Annotated in this window: 13 protein-coding genes; 6 read left to right on the top strand and 7 right to left on the bottom strand. The window is 61.9% G+C overall.

What is annotated here, in order from left to right; all coding sequences use genetic code 11:
- The first annotated feature begins 154 nt into the window (after positions 1-154).
- The 6 genes from hypF (at position 155) to KQI84_08810 (ending at position 8,000) form a co-directional block, all read left to right on the top strand.
- Positions 155-2,431, top strand: a complete 2,277-nt coding sequence (gene hypF / locus KQI84_08835; protein ID MCB2154979.1) for a carbamoyltransferase HypF — start codon at positions 155-157, stop codon at positions 2,429-2,431.
- Positions 2,400-2,654, top strand: coding sequence for a HypC/HybG/HupF family hydrogenase formation chaperone (locus tag KQI84_08830; GenBank protein MCB2154978.1), 255 nt, complete (start codon positions 2,400-2,402; stop codon positions 2,652-2,654). The genes hypF and KQI84_08830 overlap by 32 nt, the downstream gene beginning before the upstream one ends.
- Positions 2,651-3,736 carry a hydrogenase formation protein HypD gene (hypD, locus tag KQI84_08825; protein ID MCB2154977.1) on the top strand — a complete coding sequence of 362 codons (1,086 nt, stop codon included), beginning with the start codon at positions 2,651-2,653 and terminating at the stop codon, positions 3,734-3,736. The genes KQI84_08830 and hypD overlap by 4 nt, the downstream gene beginning before the upstream one ends.
- 67 nt (positions 3,737-3,803) lie before the next feature.
- Complete coding sequence (locus KQI84_08820; GenBank protein MCB2154976.1) at positions 3,804-4,919, top strand: undecaprenyl/decaprenyl-phosphate alpha-N-acetylglucosaminyl 1-phosphate transferase; 1,116 nt, start codon at positions 3,804-3,806, stop codon at positions 4,917-4,919.
- Entirely contained in the window at positions 4,916-6,091 is a 1,176-nt protein-coding gene (locus KQI84_08815; protein MCB2154975.1) for an OmpA family protein, read from the top strand. Before KQI84_08820 ends, KQI84_08815 begins: the two co-directional genes overlap by 4 nt.
- Before the next feature lie 4 nt (positions 6,092-6,095).
- Positions 6,096-8,000, top strand: a complete 1,905-nt coding sequence (locus KQI84_08810) for a hypothetical protein (GenBank protein MCB2154974.1) — start codon at positions 6,096-6,098, stop codon at positions 7,998-8,000.
- A gap of 64 nt (positions 8,001-8,064) precedes the next feature.
- Here KQI84_08810 and KQI84_08805 read toward each other — a convergent pair whose 3' ends face one another.
- The 7 genes from KQI84_08805 to lysS all read right to left on the bottom strand — a co-directional run bounded on the left by KQI84_08805 (position 8,065) and on the right by lysS (position 18,243).
- Complete coding sequence (locus tag KQI84_08805) at positions 8,065-9,387, bottom strand: DUF1573 domain-containing protein (protein MCB2154973.1); 1,323 nt, start codon at positions 9,385-9,387, stop codon at positions 8,065-8,067.
- A 33-nt stretch (positions 9,388-9,420) separates the two neighbouring features.
- A complete protein-coding gene (gene larE / locus KQI84_08800) occupies positions 9,421-10,287 on the bottom strand; it encodes an ATP-dependent sacrificial sulfur transferase LarE (GenBank protein ID MCB2154972.1) in 867 nt (288 codons plus the stop codon).
- Between the two features lie 33 nt (positions 10,288-10,320).
- Positions 10,321-11,910, bottom strand: coding sequence for a glycogen-binding domain-containing protein (locus KQI84_08795; GenBank protein MCB2154971.1), 1,590 nt, complete (start codon positions 11,908-11,910; stop codon positions 10,321-10,323).
- Between the two features lie 181 nt (positions 11,911-12,091).
- Complete coding sequence (locus KQI84_08790; GenBank protein MCB2154970.1) at positions 12,092-14,380, bottom strand: polysaccharide biosynthesis tyrosine autokinase; 2,289 nt, start codon at positions 14,378-14,380, stop codon at positions 12,092-12,094.
- A 69-nt stretch (positions 14,381-14,449) separates the two neighbouring features.
- Positions 14,450-15,394, bottom strand: a complete 945-nt coding sequence (locus tag KQI84_08785) for an ABC transporter permease (GenBank protein ID MCB2154969.1) — start codon at positions 15,392-15,394, stop codon at positions 14,450-14,452.
- A complete protein-coding gene (rlmD, locus tag KQI84_08780) occupies positions 15,378-16,682 on the bottom strand; it encodes a 23S rRNA (uracil(1939)-C(5))-methyltransferase RlmD (GenBank protein MCB2154968.1) in 1,305 nt (434 codons plus the stop codon). Before rlmD ends, KQI84_08785 begins: the two co-directional genes overlap by 17 nt.
- A gap of 106 nt (positions 16,683-16,788) precedes the next feature.
- Entirely contained in the window at positions 16,789-18,243 is a 1,455-nt protein-coding gene (gene lysS, locus KQI84_08775) for a lysine--tRNA ligase (protein MCB2154967.1), read from the bottom strand.
- Positions 18,244-18,341 lie beyond the last annotated feature (98 nt).

The following is an 18,341-nucleotide window of genomic DNA, read 5'->3' as shown; positions in this document are numbered from 1 at the left end:
CCCCTAGTGCCGCCGCCACGATGTCGGGATTCATTGAGTATAAAACCCCGATTCGCCTTGAGGAGTCAACCCAAGAGGGCTGAAATCCCGGCGGAGGAAGGGGCGTTGGGCCGATCTCGCACCCTGCGAGGTGCCCCCACGCTCGGTCGTTTCGATGAATAAGACCTGTCGATGGCGGTTTCAAATCCGCGGCGCCGTGCAAGGCGTCGGATTCCGACCGTTTGTCTTTCGACTGGCCGAGGAAATCGGTCTCCGCGGCTGGGTTGTAAATTCCCCGCGCGGAGTCACGCTCGAGATCGAAGGCCCAGGCGACTCACTCAAGAACTTCCGCCATCGACTTTCTGCAGAACTGCCCCCCAACGCGCGCATCACGGGCCTCGAGGTCACGGAACTCGACCCCATTGGCTTCGACGACTTCGAAATTCGCGAGAGCGATCATTCGGGCGCGAAGACGGCCATCGTGCTGGCCGATATTGCGACGTGCGAATTGTGCCGCACCGAGATTCTCGACCCGGCGAATCGGCGATACCGCTATCCGTTCACAAACTGCACTCACTGCGGCCCGCGATTCAGCATCATCGCGGCGTTGCCCTACGATCGAGCCAATACCTCGATGTCCAGCTTCACCATGTGCCCCGAGTGCCAACGCGAATACACCGACCCTCGCGACCGGCGATTCCATGCGCAACCCAACGCCTGCCCTGTCTGCGGCCCGAGTCTCGCGCTCTGGGATAAAGATGGCAACCAGTTGGCATCAAAAGATGATGCATTGCGCCCGGCCGAGGAGGCGTTGGCGAGTGGCCGAATCGTTGCAGTGAAAGGTCTCGGCGGGTTCCATCTGATGTGCGACGCGACGAACGATCGGGCCATCCAGGAACTGCGCACGCGCAAACGGCGTTCGGAGAAACCCTTCGCCGTCATGTTCCCATCCATCGATGCGATTCGCGCATCCTGCGACCTGCACGACGAAGAAGCGCGCGCGCTGCAATCGCCCGAGGCGCCGATCGTGTTGCTCGATCGATTCGATGGACCCAGCAGGGAAATTGCCCCCGGCAATCCCACCATCGGAGCGATGCTGCCCTACACGCCCCTTCACATCCTGCTCATGAACGATCTGAGCATTCCCCTCGTCGCCACAAGCGCCAACATCAGCGAAGAGCCTATCTGCACCGATGAACGCGAAGCCATCCAACGCCTGCAAGGTGTTGCCGATTTCTTCCTCGTACACAATCGCCCGATCCTTCGCCCTGTCGAGGACAGCGTCGTGCGCATCGCCGCGGGCAGAGAAGTGGTTCTGCGCCGATCGCGTGGATATTCGCCTTTGCCCGTGCGTGCGCCGATTGATTGCAGCCACATCATGGCGCTCGGTGGGCACCTGAAGAACACGATCGCGCTTGGCATTGGCGAAGAGATCATGACTGGTCCGCACGGTGGCGATCTCGAAAACGTCGTTTCGTTCGGTGCGTTCAAACAATGCGTCGAGGACTTCCAGCAACTCTACGAAGTTCCAACGTCTCAGATGGCGATCGATCGCCATCCGGACTACATGGCCTCGCGATTCGGCCGCGAAACGGACTCGGTTCCGGAAGAAATCCAACATCACTTCGCGCACGTCGCGGCGTGCATGGCGGAGAACGAACTGACCGGCCGCGTGCTCGGCGTGTCCTGGGACGGTACGGGCTACGGACTCGATGGGACAATCTGGGGCGGCGAATTCCTCCTGGCGGACGAAGCCGACTTCGAGCGCGTTGCGCACCTGCGCCCGTTCCGCTTGCCCGGTGGAGAGAAGGCCGTGCGGGAGCCTCGACGATGCGCGCTTGGCCTGCTGTATGAAGCGCTCGGCGATGCAGCATTCGATGAAGAAATCCTCCGGCAGCAATTCGAAGAAGCCGAGTGGAAGCTCCTCGTGCAGGCCCTTCCTCGCGGCCTGAACGCGCCGATTACTACGAGCGCAGGCCGCCTGTTCGATGCCGCGGCGTCACTCGCGGGCATTCGCCAGGTTTCCACTTTTGAGGGCCAAGCGGCCATGGAACTCGAGTTCGCCGCCCGCGCGTTCGGCACCGCATCGCCCTATGAAATGGACGGACCGGACTGGGCCCCAATGGCGAAAGCCATTCTCTCGGATCGCCGCGCCGGCGTTTCCGCCGCGGAAATCGCGGCCCGTTTTCACCAGACATTGGTTGAGGTCATTGCCGGAGTGGCGAAAATGGCCGGTGAAGAGCGCGTGATTCTAACCGGTGGGTGTTTCCAGAATCGCGTGCTGCTGGAGGGCGCCATCGGGCGCCTGCGCCGCGACGGGTTCACGCCGTACTGGCACCAACGCGTGCCACCAAACGACGGCGGCCTGGCCGTTGGTCAGGTTTACGCCGCCGCCGCGCGCAGAAAAAGGAGGGACGGAGATGTGTCTCGCAGTTCCGGGAAAAGTACTTAGCATCGACGAGAGCGATCCGCTGATGCGCATGTCGAAGGTCAGTTTCGGCGGCATCGTCAAGGACATCTCGCTCGCATACACCCCCGAGGCGAAGGTTGAAGATTACGTAATTGTGCATGTCGGTTTCGCATTGCGCACGATCGATGAGGAAGAAGCGAACAGCGTCTTCGAGTACCTCGAGCAAATGGGCGAACTGGAAGAAATCAGGGACGGAGAAACGTGAAGTACCTGGACGAGTACCGCGATGCCGACGCGGCGCGTCGCTATGCGGATGCAATCGCCGCGGCTGTCACGCAGCCGTGGACAATGATGGAGATCTGCGGCGGCCAGACGCATGCCATTGTGAAGTACGGCGTGGATGAACTGCTGCCGGACGGAATCACGCTCGTCCACGGCCCCGGCTGTCCTGTGTGCGTCACGCCGATCGCCAAGATCGACGCGGCGATCGAACTCGCCCGCAGGCCCAACGTTATTCTCACGTCCTTTGGCGACATGTTGCGAGTTCCCGGCACAGAGACCGATCTCCTCGCCGTGAAAGCCGCCGGGGCCGACGTGCGCATGGTCTACTCGCCCGTCGATGCCGTAAAGATTGCGCGCGCCAATCCGGACAAGGAAGTCATCTTCTTCGCCGTCGGATTCGAGACAACGGCACCCGCCAATGCGATGGCCGTGTACCAGGCGGCCCGGCTCGACGTCCCGAATTTCAGCGTCCTGGTTTCGCACGTTCTCGTTCCGCCGGCGATCGAGGCCATCCTTTCTTCACCCACGAATCGGGTGCAGGCCTTCCTCGCCGCCGGGCACGTCTGCACCGTCATGGGCACGGGCGAGTATTACCCGATCGCCGAGAAGTACCACGTTCCGATCGTCGTCACGGGATTCGAGCCCGTCGACATTCTGCAGGGCATCCTGATGGCCGTCCGCCAGTTGGAGGCCGGTCGCGCCGAGGTCGAAAACCCCTACAATCGCGTCGTGCGAACCGAAGCCAACGAAACCGCCCTTCGCATCATGGGCGAAGTCTTTCGCGTCGGCGATCGCGAATGGCGCGGCATCGGCACGATCCCGCAGAGCGGCTACGAACTGGCACCCGACTACGAGCACTTCGATGCCGAACGCCGCTTCGACCTCTCCCCCGCCCCGCCGGCCGCCGAAACCGAGTGCCAGAGCGGCCTCGTTCTGCAGGGCGTTCTGAAGCCCTGTGACTGCCCGGCCTTCGGAACCCGCTGCACGCCGGACAAACCCCTCGGCGCCCCGATGGTCTCCAACGAAGGCGCCTGCGCCGCCTACTATCGCTATCGGCGCGGGTAATCGACGCTTTGCTGGGTCTTGACTCTCTGCGGACGCCCGCGGACGCTCCACTCGAAAGGCGCCGCCCGTGAACCCGTTTGTACTTCTTGCCATAGCCGCCCTGGTTGAATCGCTCGTCGTCGGCGCGTTGCTGACGCCGCTGGCTCGTGTCCTCGGACGTCGCCTGGGCATGATCGATCACCCCGGGCTCGATCGGAAGATCCACGCCGAAGCCACGCCACGCAGCGGTGGCCTGGCCGTCTTCGCAGCGTTCTGGGGGTGCATGGCGCTGAACCTCGTGCTCGCCCGAACGGTCGTCCCGGGTCTCGACTTCCTGCCTGAACGCATCCGAGTCCTGGCTGCCAATACGGAGCTCCGCTTCGGCCAACTCGGCGGCATCTTTGTGGGATGTGCGATCATCTTCATCACCGGAGCCATCGACGATCGACGCCCGCTGCCACCGGTGCTACGACTCGCCATCCAGATCCTCGCCGTCGTTCCTCTCCTGGCCACAGGCGTCGTCATCAAGTTCTTCCTCCCGCTGTGGGCCGGTTGGATCCTGACGATCTTCTGGATCGTCCTGCTGACCAACAGTCTCAACTTCCTCGACAACATGAACGGCCTGACCAGCGGAGTCGCTGCAATCGTCGCCGCTGTCATGGCGCTGATTTCCGCCTTGTCGCAGGAATACTACATGATGCTGCTGTTCGCGATGCTCGCGGGCGCATGTATCGGATTCTGGCTTCACAATTTCACACGCAACAACATCTTCCTCGGCGACAACGGCTCAACGCACCTGGGTTTTCTGCTCGGGGCGTTGACCGCGGTGGCGACCTACTATCACGAAGGCACACCCACGCGCCTGCCGATCCTGATGCCCGTCATCGTCCTCGGCGTTCCGCTGTTCGATACGATCACGGTACTCTGGATTCGTTGGCGAAGCGGCAAACCGCTGATGCAAGGCGATCGCAATCACATCTCGCACCGTCTGGTCGATCTGGGAATGACGCCGCGCGAGGCTGTCGTCTTCCTCTACGGCGTCACGCTGGCCGTCGGTTTGGCAGCGATCGTGCTCAGGCCTCTTGATTGGCGCTACGGCCTGTTGCAGACTGCGCTTATTGCGATGCTGTTCGCCGCAATCTATTGGATGGAACGAGTCAGCCAACGCACTCGAAGTCAAAAAGGAAGGTCCGACAACAAATGAAGCGATTCCCCCTGCTCCCCGTGCTGCTCCTGCTCCCGCTACTGACAACCGGGTGTTTTCTGAACTCGCGGCGCCTTGCCGACGAAAACAACATGCTCCAGGCGCGCGTCCTGCAACTTCGGCAAGACCTTGAAGCCATCGACGCCAAAGCGCGCATCCTCGAAGAGCGCTACCAGGAGGCCGTCGACACAAACGCGGCGCTGGCCGAGGAACGCGATTCGTTGAAGGAAGAACTGATCGCCGTCCGCGAGCGACTTTCCACGACCCAGCGCGTGATGAGCGAATCTCAGCGCAGCCAGGCCGAAGCCCTGCAGCAGGACCTGACCGATCGACTCCAGCGGGAGAACGAGATGAAGCTGAGGATCGATGAACTGGGTGCAGAGTTGGAAACCACGCAGAACGCAAAGGCGCTACTGGAGAGCGAACTGGAATCGCTGAAGGGAACCCGCGAGAAGCTGGATGAAGCCACCGCGGATCTTGAGAAACTCGCAAAGGCCGCCGAATCCTATCGCGCCGAACGAGACGATGCCCGCGCCGAGCGGGACGATTTCCGCCGCCAGATTCAGGCGGCCCAGTCAGACCAGCAGGAAGTCGCCGCGCAACTCGAAGAAGTCAGCTCTTCTCTGCGCGATCGCGAGAAGGAACTCGCCGCCGCCCAGCGCCAACTGCAGGAGGCGGAGGACAAGCTGGCGTCCCTCGATCAGCAAACGAAACGCGCCGATCAGATCCGCCGCGGTTTGGCAGAGAAGTTGACGACGGTGCTGGCGCCCTTCGTCGAAAGCGGCGACGCCAAGCTCGTCAGCGATGAGAACGATCTGCGCGTTCGCATCCTCAGCGATTCGCTCTTCACGCCCGGCACTGTATTGCTCTCCGATGACGGCGTGAAGATTCTCGAAGCCGTGGCCGGTGTGCTGAAAGGCGCGGAATACAGTCGCCTAGAAATCATTGGCCACACAGACAATGTGCCCGTGAAGAATATGCCGTTCGTGGACAATTGGGACCTGGCAGCGTCGCGCGCCGCCTCGGTCACGCGCTGGTTCTCGGCCCAGAAGTCTATCCCCTCCGGCAAGCTCATCGCCGAGTCCCGCGCGTTCTTCGATCCGATCGCGCCGAACGAGAATCCCGCCGGGCGACGCCAGAACCGCCGCGTCGAGATTCGAATCGTCCCTTGATGTCATGAAGCGCCCTTCCTCCAACGCGCTCGTCTTCGCCGGACTCGCAATCGGCCTGGCGGCGCTCTCGTTCGTCTTGGTTCGAGATAAGGACTTCGGCTTCCACCTGGCCACCGGGCGCTTCTTCTTCGAGCACGGCATCCCACGCCACGAGTTCCTGGCGCCTCTGCTGGCCGACCAGCCATGGGCCAGCCAATGGCTGCTGGGCTCGATCTTCCTCACCGTTGCATGGAAGATCGCGGGCCCCGCCGGACTGGAAATCCTGAAGCTCATCGGCTATGGCGGAGGTTTCCTGCTCGCCGTGGAAGCCGCCCGCCGGCGCGGCGTTGAAACGTGGCGCGCCGGTTTGTGGGGAGCGATCGCAGCCGCCGGCGTCTCCGCTCGCATGGTCGAACGCCCCGGCCTCTTCTCTGCCCTCTTCCTCGGGGGGCTCTGCCTTCTGGCCGTCACTCCTGCCGTCATCGACTTTGTTCGCAGCAAGCCGGTCCGCTCCGCGGCCATCGTCGCGGTCGGCTCCACCGTCTGGTCGTGGACGCATCCAGAGTGGTACGTCGGCCTGGCGGCCCTGGGTTGCCTGCTTCGCAGCCGGGACGTCCCGTGGCGCCAGACACTGATCGTCGGATTCACGGCGCTGCTCGTTCCCTGGCTGTCCTTCGCGATCCTCCACCCGGCCGGCCTCATAGGCGTCCTGGGGCCGCTCATTCTGCCATTCACGGCAACCGGGGAATTCCAGACCGCCGAGTTCGCCCTTGTCTCATGGCAGACGATGCCACTCGGCCTTCTGGTTGTCGCATTGACTGTGGCGGCACTCGCCCGGCGCGCCGTGCAGGGCGATCGCTGGGAGGCGCTCCTCCTGGCGATCCTTCTGCTGCTGACACTCAAGGTCCCCCGCTCCGTGCTGCCGCTTGCGATCGTCGGTCTTCCAGCCGTCGGCGAGTTGTTCCAGGCCATTCCATTCCCCAAGCTGGAACGACCCGCGCGCCGGGATTTCCTGGCGGGGGTTGGATGCGTGGCGATCTGCGTCGCCGCGGTCGCCTTCTCTCCGTGGATGAGGCCGGGGTTCGGGTGGGATCCGGAGATCGACTGCCGCGGAGTGGGCGATGTGCTCGCACAGATCGACGACCACGAAGGTCCCATCTTCGCCAGCTACGGATGGGCGAGCCTCCTGCTCTCCCAGCCCGGCGCGGTGCGGCAGGGCGTCCTGATGGATGGCCGCCAGGAAGCCTACACGCCCGAGTATCTTCGCAAGGAGTACCTCCCGCTGCTCGATCCGCAGCCTGGCTGGAGCGATCGCCTCAACGCGAGCCCGGCCATGTTCTATTACGAGCCGTTCATCGGACCAACGCTGCGCGCCATGGCGCAGGCCCAGGCCGCCGGGTGGCAGATCATCGCCTGGGACAACAGCGGTCGGCTGGCCGCGCGGCCAGGGATCGCGACCCGCCATGGCCTGCGAACCTACGAAGTGGATCCTTTGAACGTCGACGCGGCCCCGGCAACGCCTGCGGCGCTCCAGGAACTCGCCTCGCGATGCGATGAACTCGAAACCGCCGGCTATCCCTCCGTCCATGGTCGTCTCGCGCAGGCACAGCTTGCCATGCGCATGGGCCGCCTCGAAGCCGTCGCTCAGTCGCTCGCCAATGCGCGAACGCAGGGCGGCGAGAGATTCGTCTCCTACTGGATGGTTTTTGGGAACTACGCACTCGCAACGGATCAGCCCGCGATCATTCCCGATGTGATCCGTGAACTGGAAGCGCTCGACGCACTCGGACCGGCTCTCGTGCTGCAAGCCCAGGTCGCCCTGCAGCGCGGCGATCGCGAGCGCGCCACCGAGCTTCTTCGCAAAGCCGCTGAGCACGACCCGCGGCTTGCCCCGATGCTCGAGCATCAGGCTCAGATGCTTTCCGAGTGATCCTTTTAAAGAAACCGACCCGCTCCGAGGAGCGGGCCGATTGCATCCATTCATCTCGCGGTGGTTACTCCGAAGCCGCCTTCTCCTTGGCTTCCTTGACCCGCTGTTGGAGTTCCATGCGACGCTGAAGCAGCTTCTCGCGCTCTGCATCCTGCTGGCGCTTGATCTCATCCCGCGGCAACGTCGCCCGGCCAGAAATGACGTCCGCTGTACTGGGCTGACCGTCGGCCTGCCGCTTCACCTCGGGACGAATTACGGCCTGGAACGGGAGATTCACTTCGGCCTTCTTTTCGCCAACCGTGCCACTGGCCGTCACGATTCCCTTGTAGGTTCCGCGCTCACCCGGAGCCAGGAAGTAGAGGCTCAGCAACTGCGTCTTCGGATTGGCTTCGCTGTTTGTCAGCTTCACATCGATGTTATCAGTCAGGTCGTAGTCTTTGCCGTCCCGCGACATCTGCGAAAGCGTGAAGCCGGTCATCTTGAACTCCAGATCGTCGCGAACCATCAGGCGAGCGACGCGCTCCAGGTCGGAATCCGGTGCGATCACACCGAAGAAAACCTGGTTCGGCGAGACAGCCAGGTCGCCCCGCACCGTGCCGGTGATCGCAACGCTCTGAACGGGCTCGTGCTCGTTGGATGTCGTAATCATGACGCGGCCCAACAGACGGCCGGCCGGAAAGTCCTTCTTTACGCTTATCAGGAACGGGATCTTGCGGCCCTTGCGGCCTGTGGCCGTATCGAGATACTCTTCCGGGTCGCCTTGGGCGACTTCGATACCTTCGGCTTGAACCTCGATGTTCTTGATCTCGATGGGGGTCTCGGCGAAGTCCAGCAACGCCACTTCTTTGCTGGCTCCATCGCCTTCCTGCACAGAACCGAAATTAAGAATCCGCGCGGTCATCTCCATCTCTGTGATCACGTTGCAAGCGATCTTCAACTGATAGGCCGGGTGGTCCGGATCGTTTGTGCTGACGGTGATGACCTTGTGCTGGGCACCCTTGCGACCGGCAGAATTGAAGGTCACGGTGATCTTCTCGCCCTCGCCGGGCGCGTAGGTCCGCTTGTCCAATGCCGCCGCCGTGCAACCGCAGCTCGTCCGGATCTTCTCGATCTCGATCGTCTTGTCCGATTTGTTCTCGAAGGCAAACTCGGCGGTCACCTTCTCACCCTGATGGATAGCTCCGAAATCGTGCTCCTCGGTCTCGAAGACGATGCCGGTTGCATCAGGGTTGGGCACTTTGTCGGCTCTCGGTGCAGGATGCGCCGGGGCTGCCGGTTGCCCCTCCGAATGGCCGTGCCCCTCGTGCTGTGCGGCGGCCGGAACGATTGCCAGGCCTCCGATGGCCAGTGCGGCCAGCAGGGTTCTGATCTTCTGCGGATGCTTCATGGTTGCTGTCTCCTTACCTACAATCAAAACTATTTAGTGTGAATCGATGTCGATCCGATTTGCTTTCAAGTCTTCGTCAGGTACTGTGCGGTTGAGGCTACCGCTCTGGAATCCAGCCAAATCCAGAGCGATCCAGTGAAATCCGAAAGTCCGCAGACACTTGACGATCTCCTCGCGGTTCGCAAGGACAACCTCGAAATCCGCCGCCGGAACTTCCAGACGAGCAACCTGCCCGTGATGGCGGCACCGCAGCTCGGTCAGCCCCAGTTCCTCCCGCAGATACTTCTCCGCGCGGCCCACCTGGTCCAGCTTCTCGCGCGTCACCGGCGATCCGTATGGAATGCGCGACGATAGACACGGGCTGGACGGCTTGTCCCGATTCGGCAGGCCAAAATGACGCGCCAGATCGCGCACCACTTCCTTCGAGTAACCCAACTCCTTCAGCGGCGAACGCACTTGAAGCTCGGCCACAGCCTTGAGCCCCGGTCGATAGTCGCCCACATCGTCCGCATTCGATCCGTCACAGATCGCCGAGAAGCCCCTCTGCCCCGCAATCTCCGCCAGTTGGCTGTAGAGCGTGTGCTTGCAGAAGTAGCATCGATTGACCGGATTCTCGGCGTAGTTCGGAATCGCAAGTTCACTATAAGCAATGATCTCGTGATTCAGACCATGCTCTTCGGCAATGCGGCGGCAGAGCTCCAGGTCGTCATCCGTGTTCGATTCCGTATCGGCCGTGATGGCGAGCGCACGCTCTCCAATGGCCATCGCGGCTGCCTTCGTCACAACGGTGCTGTCCACACCGCCGGAGAATGCGACGACAACACGATCGAACTGGCGGAAGTAATCCTCCAGCGCGGACGCACGTTCTTCAGTTGTCGCAATTGTCGCAGAACTCTTCATCATGCTGGTCGGAGAGCAATCCCCGTTCCCCGGCTATTCCAGGAAGGGATTATTTGCCCCTTCCCTCGCCTGGGGGATCGGAACGCCAGCCAACTCAGTCATCTTCTCGGTGAAGTCCTTCTGATTGCCGGAGTAGACCACGACTTCTTCCGCGGCGCCACCCTGGCCCAGAAGAACCGCAGCTGGGACGCGGAAAACGCCGTAACGCTGCGCCGTGGCGCGCTGCTCCGAAACATCCGTGCTCAGCACCTCGGCTGCCGACTGCAACGCCCGCCCCTCGGGGCCTTCCAGCCACTTCCGGGCGTCGATGCTCGACTGCGCTTTGGGATGGTAGAAGAACAGGATACGAGGCTTGCCGGTCGTTCCAATCGTCTTGGCCAACTGGGCGGAGAACTCGTTCTGTAGTTCGCTCTCGATCAGCGCCTCGCCCGCGGACTGCGCGGAAGCGACCGCCTGGCCGCCGGTGCTGGACTGCTGCGCGCGGGCAGCCGCCAGGCCGAACTCCGTCCACGGATCAGGCTTCCCTTCCATTTCCAGGATCGTGTTGTCCTCGGTCAGCGTGAACACCGAGTTGCTGTCGAGGTCCCGGGGCAGGTCGTTCGGATCGAGCGACATCCAACTGTCCGCCGCACCGTTCAACACGTACTTGAAGCTGTACTTACCGGGTTCCAGTTCGATCTTCTTGCTGAACATACCGTTCGCATCGGGGATCATCAGCGCATCGGCATCGGTCACCGTTCCCTGGTCGTTGTTCGCCCATTCGTTGAAGCTACCGGCCACATAGACCGACTGTGTCTTCGGCGCGTAAACGCGGAATTCCACCATGCCGTCGCTGGTGACGCGCGGAGGCAGAATCGCCAGATCCGCCGTCTCTGCGATCAGACCGCTCCGAGTCACCGTGAAGTACCGGTGCCCCGACGAGTCGCGCGGGAGTTCGGAAGAGCCTTCCAACCAGCGATCCGCCCGGCCGTCCAGGTTGATCATGTACTGATAGACGCCCTGCTTGATCGGAATCGTGCGGACGAACTCGTGATCGGGCGCGACAAACATCTGGTAGCGTCCGTCGCGAATCTGGCCATTCACATGATTCGCCCAGTTGTTGAACGAGCCCGCCACGTAGGCCATCCGATACCCCGGCGCGTAAACGCGGAACTCGATGCCACCGGGGGTGTTCTTGGGAGCAAACACATAGGGGTAACCGGCCGGGACGACCGTGCCATCAGGACGAACGACCAGGATGTTGTTGCCGGACTCGTCCACCGGCATCCGATCGCTGGGGACGTGCAACCAATCGGACCAGCGATCTTCCAGAACGTACTGGAATTTGTATGTGCCGGGAGTCAGCGAGTAGACTTTCGAGAAGTACCCATTCGCATCGGGGCCTGCCATTCGGGCATCTTCATTGACGATCTCGCCCTCCGAGGCATCGCCCCAGGAGTTGAAATCGCCCGCCACGAAAGCCCCAGTCGCACTGGGCGCCTTGATGCGGAACTCGATCCCACCCGCGACGTTTCGCGGCATCTCGGGCTGAGGAATCAGATACTGCGCATTTCCCACCGTCGCGGCCAGACAGACCGCCACAATCATCCCCAGGAATCCCAATGTGCTGGTTCGAGTGGTCATTTTGATCCTCTCCTGGAAATCCTGACCCACTGAACCTGTCGCCAGGTTAGCCCCCGGATCGGATTTCCTTCAACAGTCGCATTCGGCTGCGGCCATATATACTGGCCAGTATCTCCCCTCGCAGCCAACGAAAGAGTGCATCAAAACCGCTAGGATGACAAGGAAGAATGGCGCCTGGCAGTTAGCCTGTTGAACCGCTTTCAGCGGGCCGGCGCTTCGGAGAGTCTTCTCCTCCATCGTCCTCGTTGTAGTACCCCTCCGAGCCGTAACCATAATAGCCATAGGCGTAATACTCGCCGCTGCGCCGCTCCCGGCCCTGGACGTTGTAGATCGCGCCCAGCAGCCGAACGCCCATGTTGTCCAGCGCCCCGGCCGTTTTGCTCAGCACATCCCGCCGCGTCACGCCCTTGCGGATGACAAGACAGACGCCGTCGACTTTCGTCGCCAGGACGTAGGAATCGGCCATACCGAACAGAGGTGGCGAATCAATCACGATATTGGCATATTTCTCCCGCAGCTTCGTCAGCAGCGCCGTCATGTCCTCGGAATCCAGCATATCCGCGGGCGAAGGCGTCGATGGCCCGGCCGGCAGCAGGTCCAGGTCCGCCACGGTGTCGCAGGCAATGATGCTCTCTTCGATCGTCTTGTTCTCCGTCAGGACGTCCGTCAGCCCCGGCATGCGCATCGTCTTGAACGTCTGGTGAACAACCGGCTTCTTCAGGTCGGCATCGATCAGGAGCGTCTTCTCTCCCCGACCCGCCAACGTGATCGCCAGATTGATCGAGGCCGTCGACTTACCCTCGCGGGTCGCGCAGCTCGTCACCAGCAGCACCCGCGGCCGCGCGCCGGCAACCGAGTACTGGATCGCCGTCCGCAGATACCGGAAGGCCTCCGCCTGCGGCGACTTCGGGTTCATTTCGCTGACGATCTGAATCTGGCGCCCCTTGGAACGGCTGAAAATCCGCCCCGGCGCCCCGAGGAACGGAACGACGCCCAGCGTCGGCAGCCCGAGCGTCTTCTCCGCAAATGCGGGCGATTTCACCGAGCGATCGATCTGTTCCAGGAAGAACACCAGCAGCAGCCCCAGCACGAGCCCGGCGAAGATCGAGAATGCCATCGTGCGCGTCATCTTCGGGCGCTCGGGGAAGCGCGGGATGTCGGCGTAACTCACGACCGTCAGCGGCGATTCTTCCATCGTCGCCTCGACAGTCATCTCCTTGTAGCGCTGGAGCATCTCGCTGTAGAGCTCGCGGTAGGTCTCCGCGTCGCGCTGCAGCGCGCCGTGCTTCACGAGGCTCTGCGACAGGTACTCCAGCTCTTCCTCGGCCTCTGTCAGCCGTTCACGTTGGACCTTCAGAGTCTGATCCGTCACCGCCCGCCGAACGTCCGATTCGATTCGCAACCCCACGACCGCGGAGGTCAGTTGATCGTTCAACACGACCAACTCGCGTTCCACCTGCTGCAGTTCCGGGTGATCCTTCTTTGCCTCCGCCAGTAACGTCGCGCGGCGAATCTGCAGTTCGTTCAGTCGCTTGCGGAGGTCCGAGATGTAGTTATTCTCGCGCAGAATCACGCCCGCATCCTCGGCCATCTTCGCGCCGGAAACTTCGGCCTCTGCCTGAATCGTCTTGTCGGCCAGTTCATCGACACGCCGCGAGATATCCTCGACGCGATCTTCGACCAGCCGCTTCTTCATCTCCAACATCTTCTGGTCGGCAACGGCGTAATCCAGCAAGTCCTGCTCGGCCTGTTCCAGCTTCTCGCGAACTGCTTCGATATTCTCCTGCGCGGACTCACGCGCCGTTTCCGTTGCGAGATAAGCGACCTCGTTTACGAAGCCAATGAACTGGCGACAGAACTCGTCCGCGACGCGTGCCGCTTCTCGCTGGTCGTGTGAGTAAAAGGTCACTTCGATCAAGTGGGTCTTTGGGCGTTGAGTGACTTTCAGATTGTCGAGAACAGACTGAATGCGAATTTGCCGCTGCAGCGTCTCGGGATCGATCTCGGGGGCTTCCATTCCGACAACCTTGTCGCGGAACAGCGCCTTGATCTTACCAATAGACGCGATCAGCCGCTCGCCAAGATCCTTCTCGGCAAGCGGGGCATCCGACTGGCCGGCAAAAAGGTCCAGGGCATTGATGACGCGCTGCGCCACGGCGGGACTGCGGATCAGTTCGATCTGCGTGCGCAAGTCCTCGTTCGCACCCTGCTGCGTCGGGCCCTGGTTGAATTCAAAGACCCGCGGCGACTCGCGCTGAAACTGCATGACTGCCGTCGCCGCATAGACCGGATGCGTGCGCCGCAGGTAGAACGTGCCCGCGAAGAAGGCCAGCACAATGCAGAAGAGCACGAGCCACTTCCGCCCCCACACGAGTTCCATATAGCCGCGCAGGTCACGGCCCTCCTGGGTCGTAGCGGCGGGATCCTGCCACGGGGCGGGACCGGCGGATTTGTCGGGGTGTTCGGTCATGTCAGCACTCCGGGAACAGTGCTAGATTCCGAGGGCCACGGCGACAAGGGGAGAAAAGGGGCGGCAAAGTCAGAGCTCGTCCGCAAAACGCAGGCTCTGCTTCCGGAAAAGGGCGATTCCCGCCCACAGAATGAGCATCGTCGCCAGCGTCGTGACGCCCAATCCGATGAACAGGGTCGAGTCGGAAACTTCCGGCGCATGACGGAACAGGCGCCCAAAAAAGATCCGTCGATACGCCAACGTGATCGGCGTCATCGGGTTCGAGAGCCAGATCCAATACAACGGCTCCAGCCCCATGCCCTTCAGTGCCGGCCGCGCCAGATTACCAGGGTAAATGATCGGCGTCAGATAGAACCAAGCGCTCAGCACAATCTCGACGATCGAGCTCACGTCGCGATAGAAAACGTTCAGCGACGACACGATCAGGGCCAGCCCCAGCGCAAACAGCGCCTGCAGGACGACAAGGAATGGAAGGAAGATGATCTCCCAGCCCGGCAACATCAGAACTCCGAGATGTCCCCCTGCGCCCGGCTGCCCCTCGGGGATCTTCCCGAAGATCGCGTACACGATCACAAATCCGGCAAGAACCAGCAGCGTCAGGGCGAAGTGCACCAACTGGCCCACAACAACCGCCGCCGGGAATACCTCGGTTGGCAGCCAGACTTTCTTCACGACATTCGCATTGCCAAGAATCGTGAACAGCGCCTCCGCAATCGCGGTGCTCAAGAACATCCACGGCAACAAAGCCGTCAGGATATGCAGCGAATACGGCAGCATCGGATGGCTGGAGGGAATCAGTCGAACGACCAGGCTGAACACGCCCCAGATCACAAGCATCAGCAACAGGGGCCGACCAAAGGACCACAGGAACCCGAGCGCGCTGGACTTGTAGCGAATCTTCAAGTCCCGCTTCACCAGCGTGAAGATCAACTCACGGCTGTACCACAGACGCGCAAAGAAATTGCGCGTGCTCTTGGCCGCTACGGGAGATTGGACTTCAAGGCTCGAGGACACAGCGGGCCACACATTCGATGTGATAGGTTTGCGGGAACATATCCACGGGACGCAGCCGTTCGATCTTGTATCCGCCGTCGAAAATCTGCTGCAGGTCGCGCGCCATCGTCGTCGGGTTGCAGGAAACGTAGACCAGCACCGGAGCCTTGATGGCGACGAGCTGCGCCAACGCCTTCTTGTCCATGCCCGAGCGAGGAGGATCAACCACCAAACGGTCCACGGGCCCTTCGATTCCGCCGAGCAGAGATGGCAACGTCGACGCCATATCGCCCGCCATAAACGTCGTATTCTCGATCCCGTTGCGCGTCGCGTTCATGCGCGCGTCCCAGATCGCATCGCGAACGACTTCGATGCCGTACACATGCTGCGCCTGATCCGCGCAGAAAAGCCCGATCGTTCCGGTCCCGCAGTACGCGTCCAACAGACGCTCGCACCCCGTCAGGCCGAGGTAGTCCTTAGCCACGGAGTACAGCCCGACCGCGCCGAGCGTATTCGTCTGGAAGAAGCTGGCGAGCGAGATCTGGAACTTCAGCGAGCCGAGATGCTCCTCCAGAACATCCTCACCCCAGGTCTCGATCACATCCTCGGCGCGCGCGACATCGCTGCGGCCGGAATTCAGCCCCCACACAATGCCCTTCACCTGCGGACAGGCCTCGGTCAGCGCCCTGACGAACGCCTGGAAGTCGAACCCCTTCTGCGCTCCCGTCAGGATCGCGACCAATGCCCGCTGTTCGTATTCACTCCAGCGCACCACCAACTGCCGCAGCATTCCCTCGTGCCGCATTGGATTCCAGGAGGACAATCCCTGGCGCACGCCTTCCTCACGAGCCGCTGTCAGCAACGCCTCGAAAGGCTGCGGGTGCAGCCAGCATTGCTCCACGTCAAGGATGTGCTTCCAGTTGCCAGGCATGTGAAACCCGATCTTCAGCGGCGCATCGGGTCCCTCTTGGCCGAACGTGAACTCCATCTTGTTGCGATAATGGAACGGGTTCGGACTCGAAACAATGGGGTCGAGAATGACGTCCGCCGGGTCGAGGCCCTTCACCTGGCGCAACGCCCCAGCTACGATGTCCGCCTTCCAATGCTCCTGCACATCCATCGGCAGGTGCTGCCACGAGCAACCGCCGCAACGCGTAAACAGCGGACACAGCGCGTCGATCCGCGATTCGGAAGGACGCACGATCTCAAGCAGATTCGCTTCGCCGTGGCTGGACTTGCTCTTGTAAACGCGTGCCTTCACGCGATCGCCCGGCGCCGTGTACGGCACGAAGACGACATAGCCGTCCAACCGACCGATGCCTCGGCCGCCGTAAGCGAGGCGATCGATATCCAGTTCAATTACCTGGCCGCGCTGGGGACGTTGTTTGGCTTTCGTGGAGATGACGGTTCCTCGCTCACTGCCCTTCCGGGCGCATCGACGGGAAAAGAACCACGTCGCGCAACGTCGGCGAATCGGTCAGCAACGCGATGAAACGATCGATCCCAAGCCCCAGCCCGGAGATCGGCGGCATGCCGTACTCCATGCACTCGAGGAAATCCTCTTCGAGCATCATCGACTCTTCGTCGCCTGCCGCGCGCAGTTCCATCTGTTCCTCGAGACGCGCGCGCTGCTCCGTCGGATCGACGAGCTCCGAGTAGGCCTTCACGATTTCCCACGTGTTGACGACAACCTGGAACATGTCCAGGCGCGTGCCGTCCTCGTCGCTGCGCCGCGCTAGCGGAACCAGCTCCGACGGATGGTGCACCAGGAACATCGGCTGGATCAGCTTCGGCCGCACGGTCTTCTTGTAAAGCCAATCCACCATGCCGGCGTACGAAACGAAATCCTCGTCCTCGCCTTCATCGAATCCGCGCGCCTTGACTTCCTTCTTCAGGGTCTCGACGTCGCGCACGACGTGGAGGTCGATGCCCGTTTCTTCCTTCACCGCATCGCGGTAATCGACGACCGGCCACTCGCCGCTGAAGTCCAATTTCTGGCCTTCGTATTCCACGACCAGCCCGCCGCAGAACTTCTCGACGACCGCCTGGATCAGTTCACGGACGAACGTCATGTTGTCGCGGTAGTTCCAGAACGCCACGTACCACTCCAGCATGGTGAATTCCTGCAAGTGCGACGGATCCATACCTTCATTGCGGAAATTCTTGCCGATCTCGTAGACGCGCTCGAACCCGCCGACGACGAGACGCTTCAGGTACGTCTCCGGCGAAATGCGCAGGTAGAAATCGCAATCCAGCGAATTGTGATGTGTCGAGAACGGCCGCGCCGAAGCACCGCAGGCCGCCGCCTGGAGAATCGGCGTCTCGACCTCGAGGAAGTCCCGATCGTCCAGGTAGCGCCGAATGTACGAAACCATCCGCGACCGCATCTGGAAACGCTCGCGCGTCTCCTCGTTCGAGACGAGATCGAGGAAGCGCTTGCGATAGCGCAGCTCCTGGTTCGTCAAGCCGGTCCACTTCTCGGGCAGAGGGCGAATGGCTCGCGACAGCACAACGAGCTCCGTCGCGCCGAGGGTGCGCTCGCCCTTCTGGGTCGTCCACATTTCGCCGGCGAGCCCGACGTAGTCGCCCAACTGGAAGTCCTTCGCCCAGCGATCGAACGTCTCTTTGCCAACGTCGTTGACCTTCAGCGAGAACTGAATGCGGCCGGACCGATCCTGCAGCGTCGCGAAGAGCAGCTTGCCGAAGGTGCGCTTGAGCACCACGCGACCGGCAAGGCTCGCCGCCGAGCCATCCGTCAGCTCGCGGGCCTGGGCCGCCGTGTGGGACACGTCGTACCGTCCCTTGTAGACAATCTCGCCCTCTTCGCGCAGGCGATTGATCTTCTCGAGTCTTTCATCATATTCGGACATGCGTTCGGGCTCCTTCCAAGTTCCCGGGGGTTGAACCCTAACAAGGTCCGCGCCGTCAATGAGACAAGTCACCCGACGACCCTGAAGTGACACGATTG

This window comes from bacterium, from assembly GCA_020444065.1.
Taxonomy (GTDB): Bacteria; Sumerlaeota; Sumerlaeia; order SLMS01; family JAHLLQ01; genus JAHLLQ01.
Note: the sequence above shows the minus strand (reverse complement) of the source record. Positions and strands in the feature narration are given on the sequence as shown.

Excerpts from the sequence above, each read along its gene's own strand:
- hypF (MCB2154979.1), top strand. The coding sequence starts at position 155 with ATGAATAAGACCTGTCGATGGCGGTTTCAAATCCGCGGCGCCGTGCAA.
- KQI84_08830 (MCB2154978.1), top strand. The coding sequence starts at position 2,400 with ATGTGTCTCGCAGTTCCGGGAAAAGTACTTAGCATCGACGAGAGCGAT.
- KQI84_08815 (MCB2154975.1), top strand. The coding sequence starts at position 4,916 with ATGAAGCGATTCCCCCTGCTCCCCGTGCTGCTCCTGCTCCCGCTACTG.
- KQI84_08810 (MCB2154974.1), top strand. The coding sequence starts at position 6,096 with ATGAAGCGCCCTTCCTCCAACGCGCTCGTCTTCGCCGGACTCGCAATC.
- KQI84_08805 (MCB2154973.1), bottom strand. The coding sequence starts at position 9,387 with ATGAAGCATCCGCAGAAGATCAGAACCCTGCTGGCCGCACTGGCCATC.
- larE (MCB2154972.1), bottom strand. The coding sequence starts at position 10,287 with ATGAAGAGTTCTGCGACAATTGCGACAACTGAAGAACGTGCGTCCGCG.
- KQI84_08795 (MCB2154971.1), bottom strand. The coding sequence starts at position 11,910 with ATGACCACTCGAACCAGCACATTGGGATTCCTGGGGATGATTGTGGCG.
- KQI84_08790 (MCB2154970.1), bottom strand. The coding sequence starts at position 14,380 with ATGACCGAACACCCCGACAAATCCGCCGGTCCCGCCCCGTGGCAGGAT.
- lysS (MCB2154967.1), bottom strand. The coding sequence starts at position 18,243 with ATGTCCGAATATGATGAAAGACTCGAGAAGATCAATCGCCTGCGCGAA.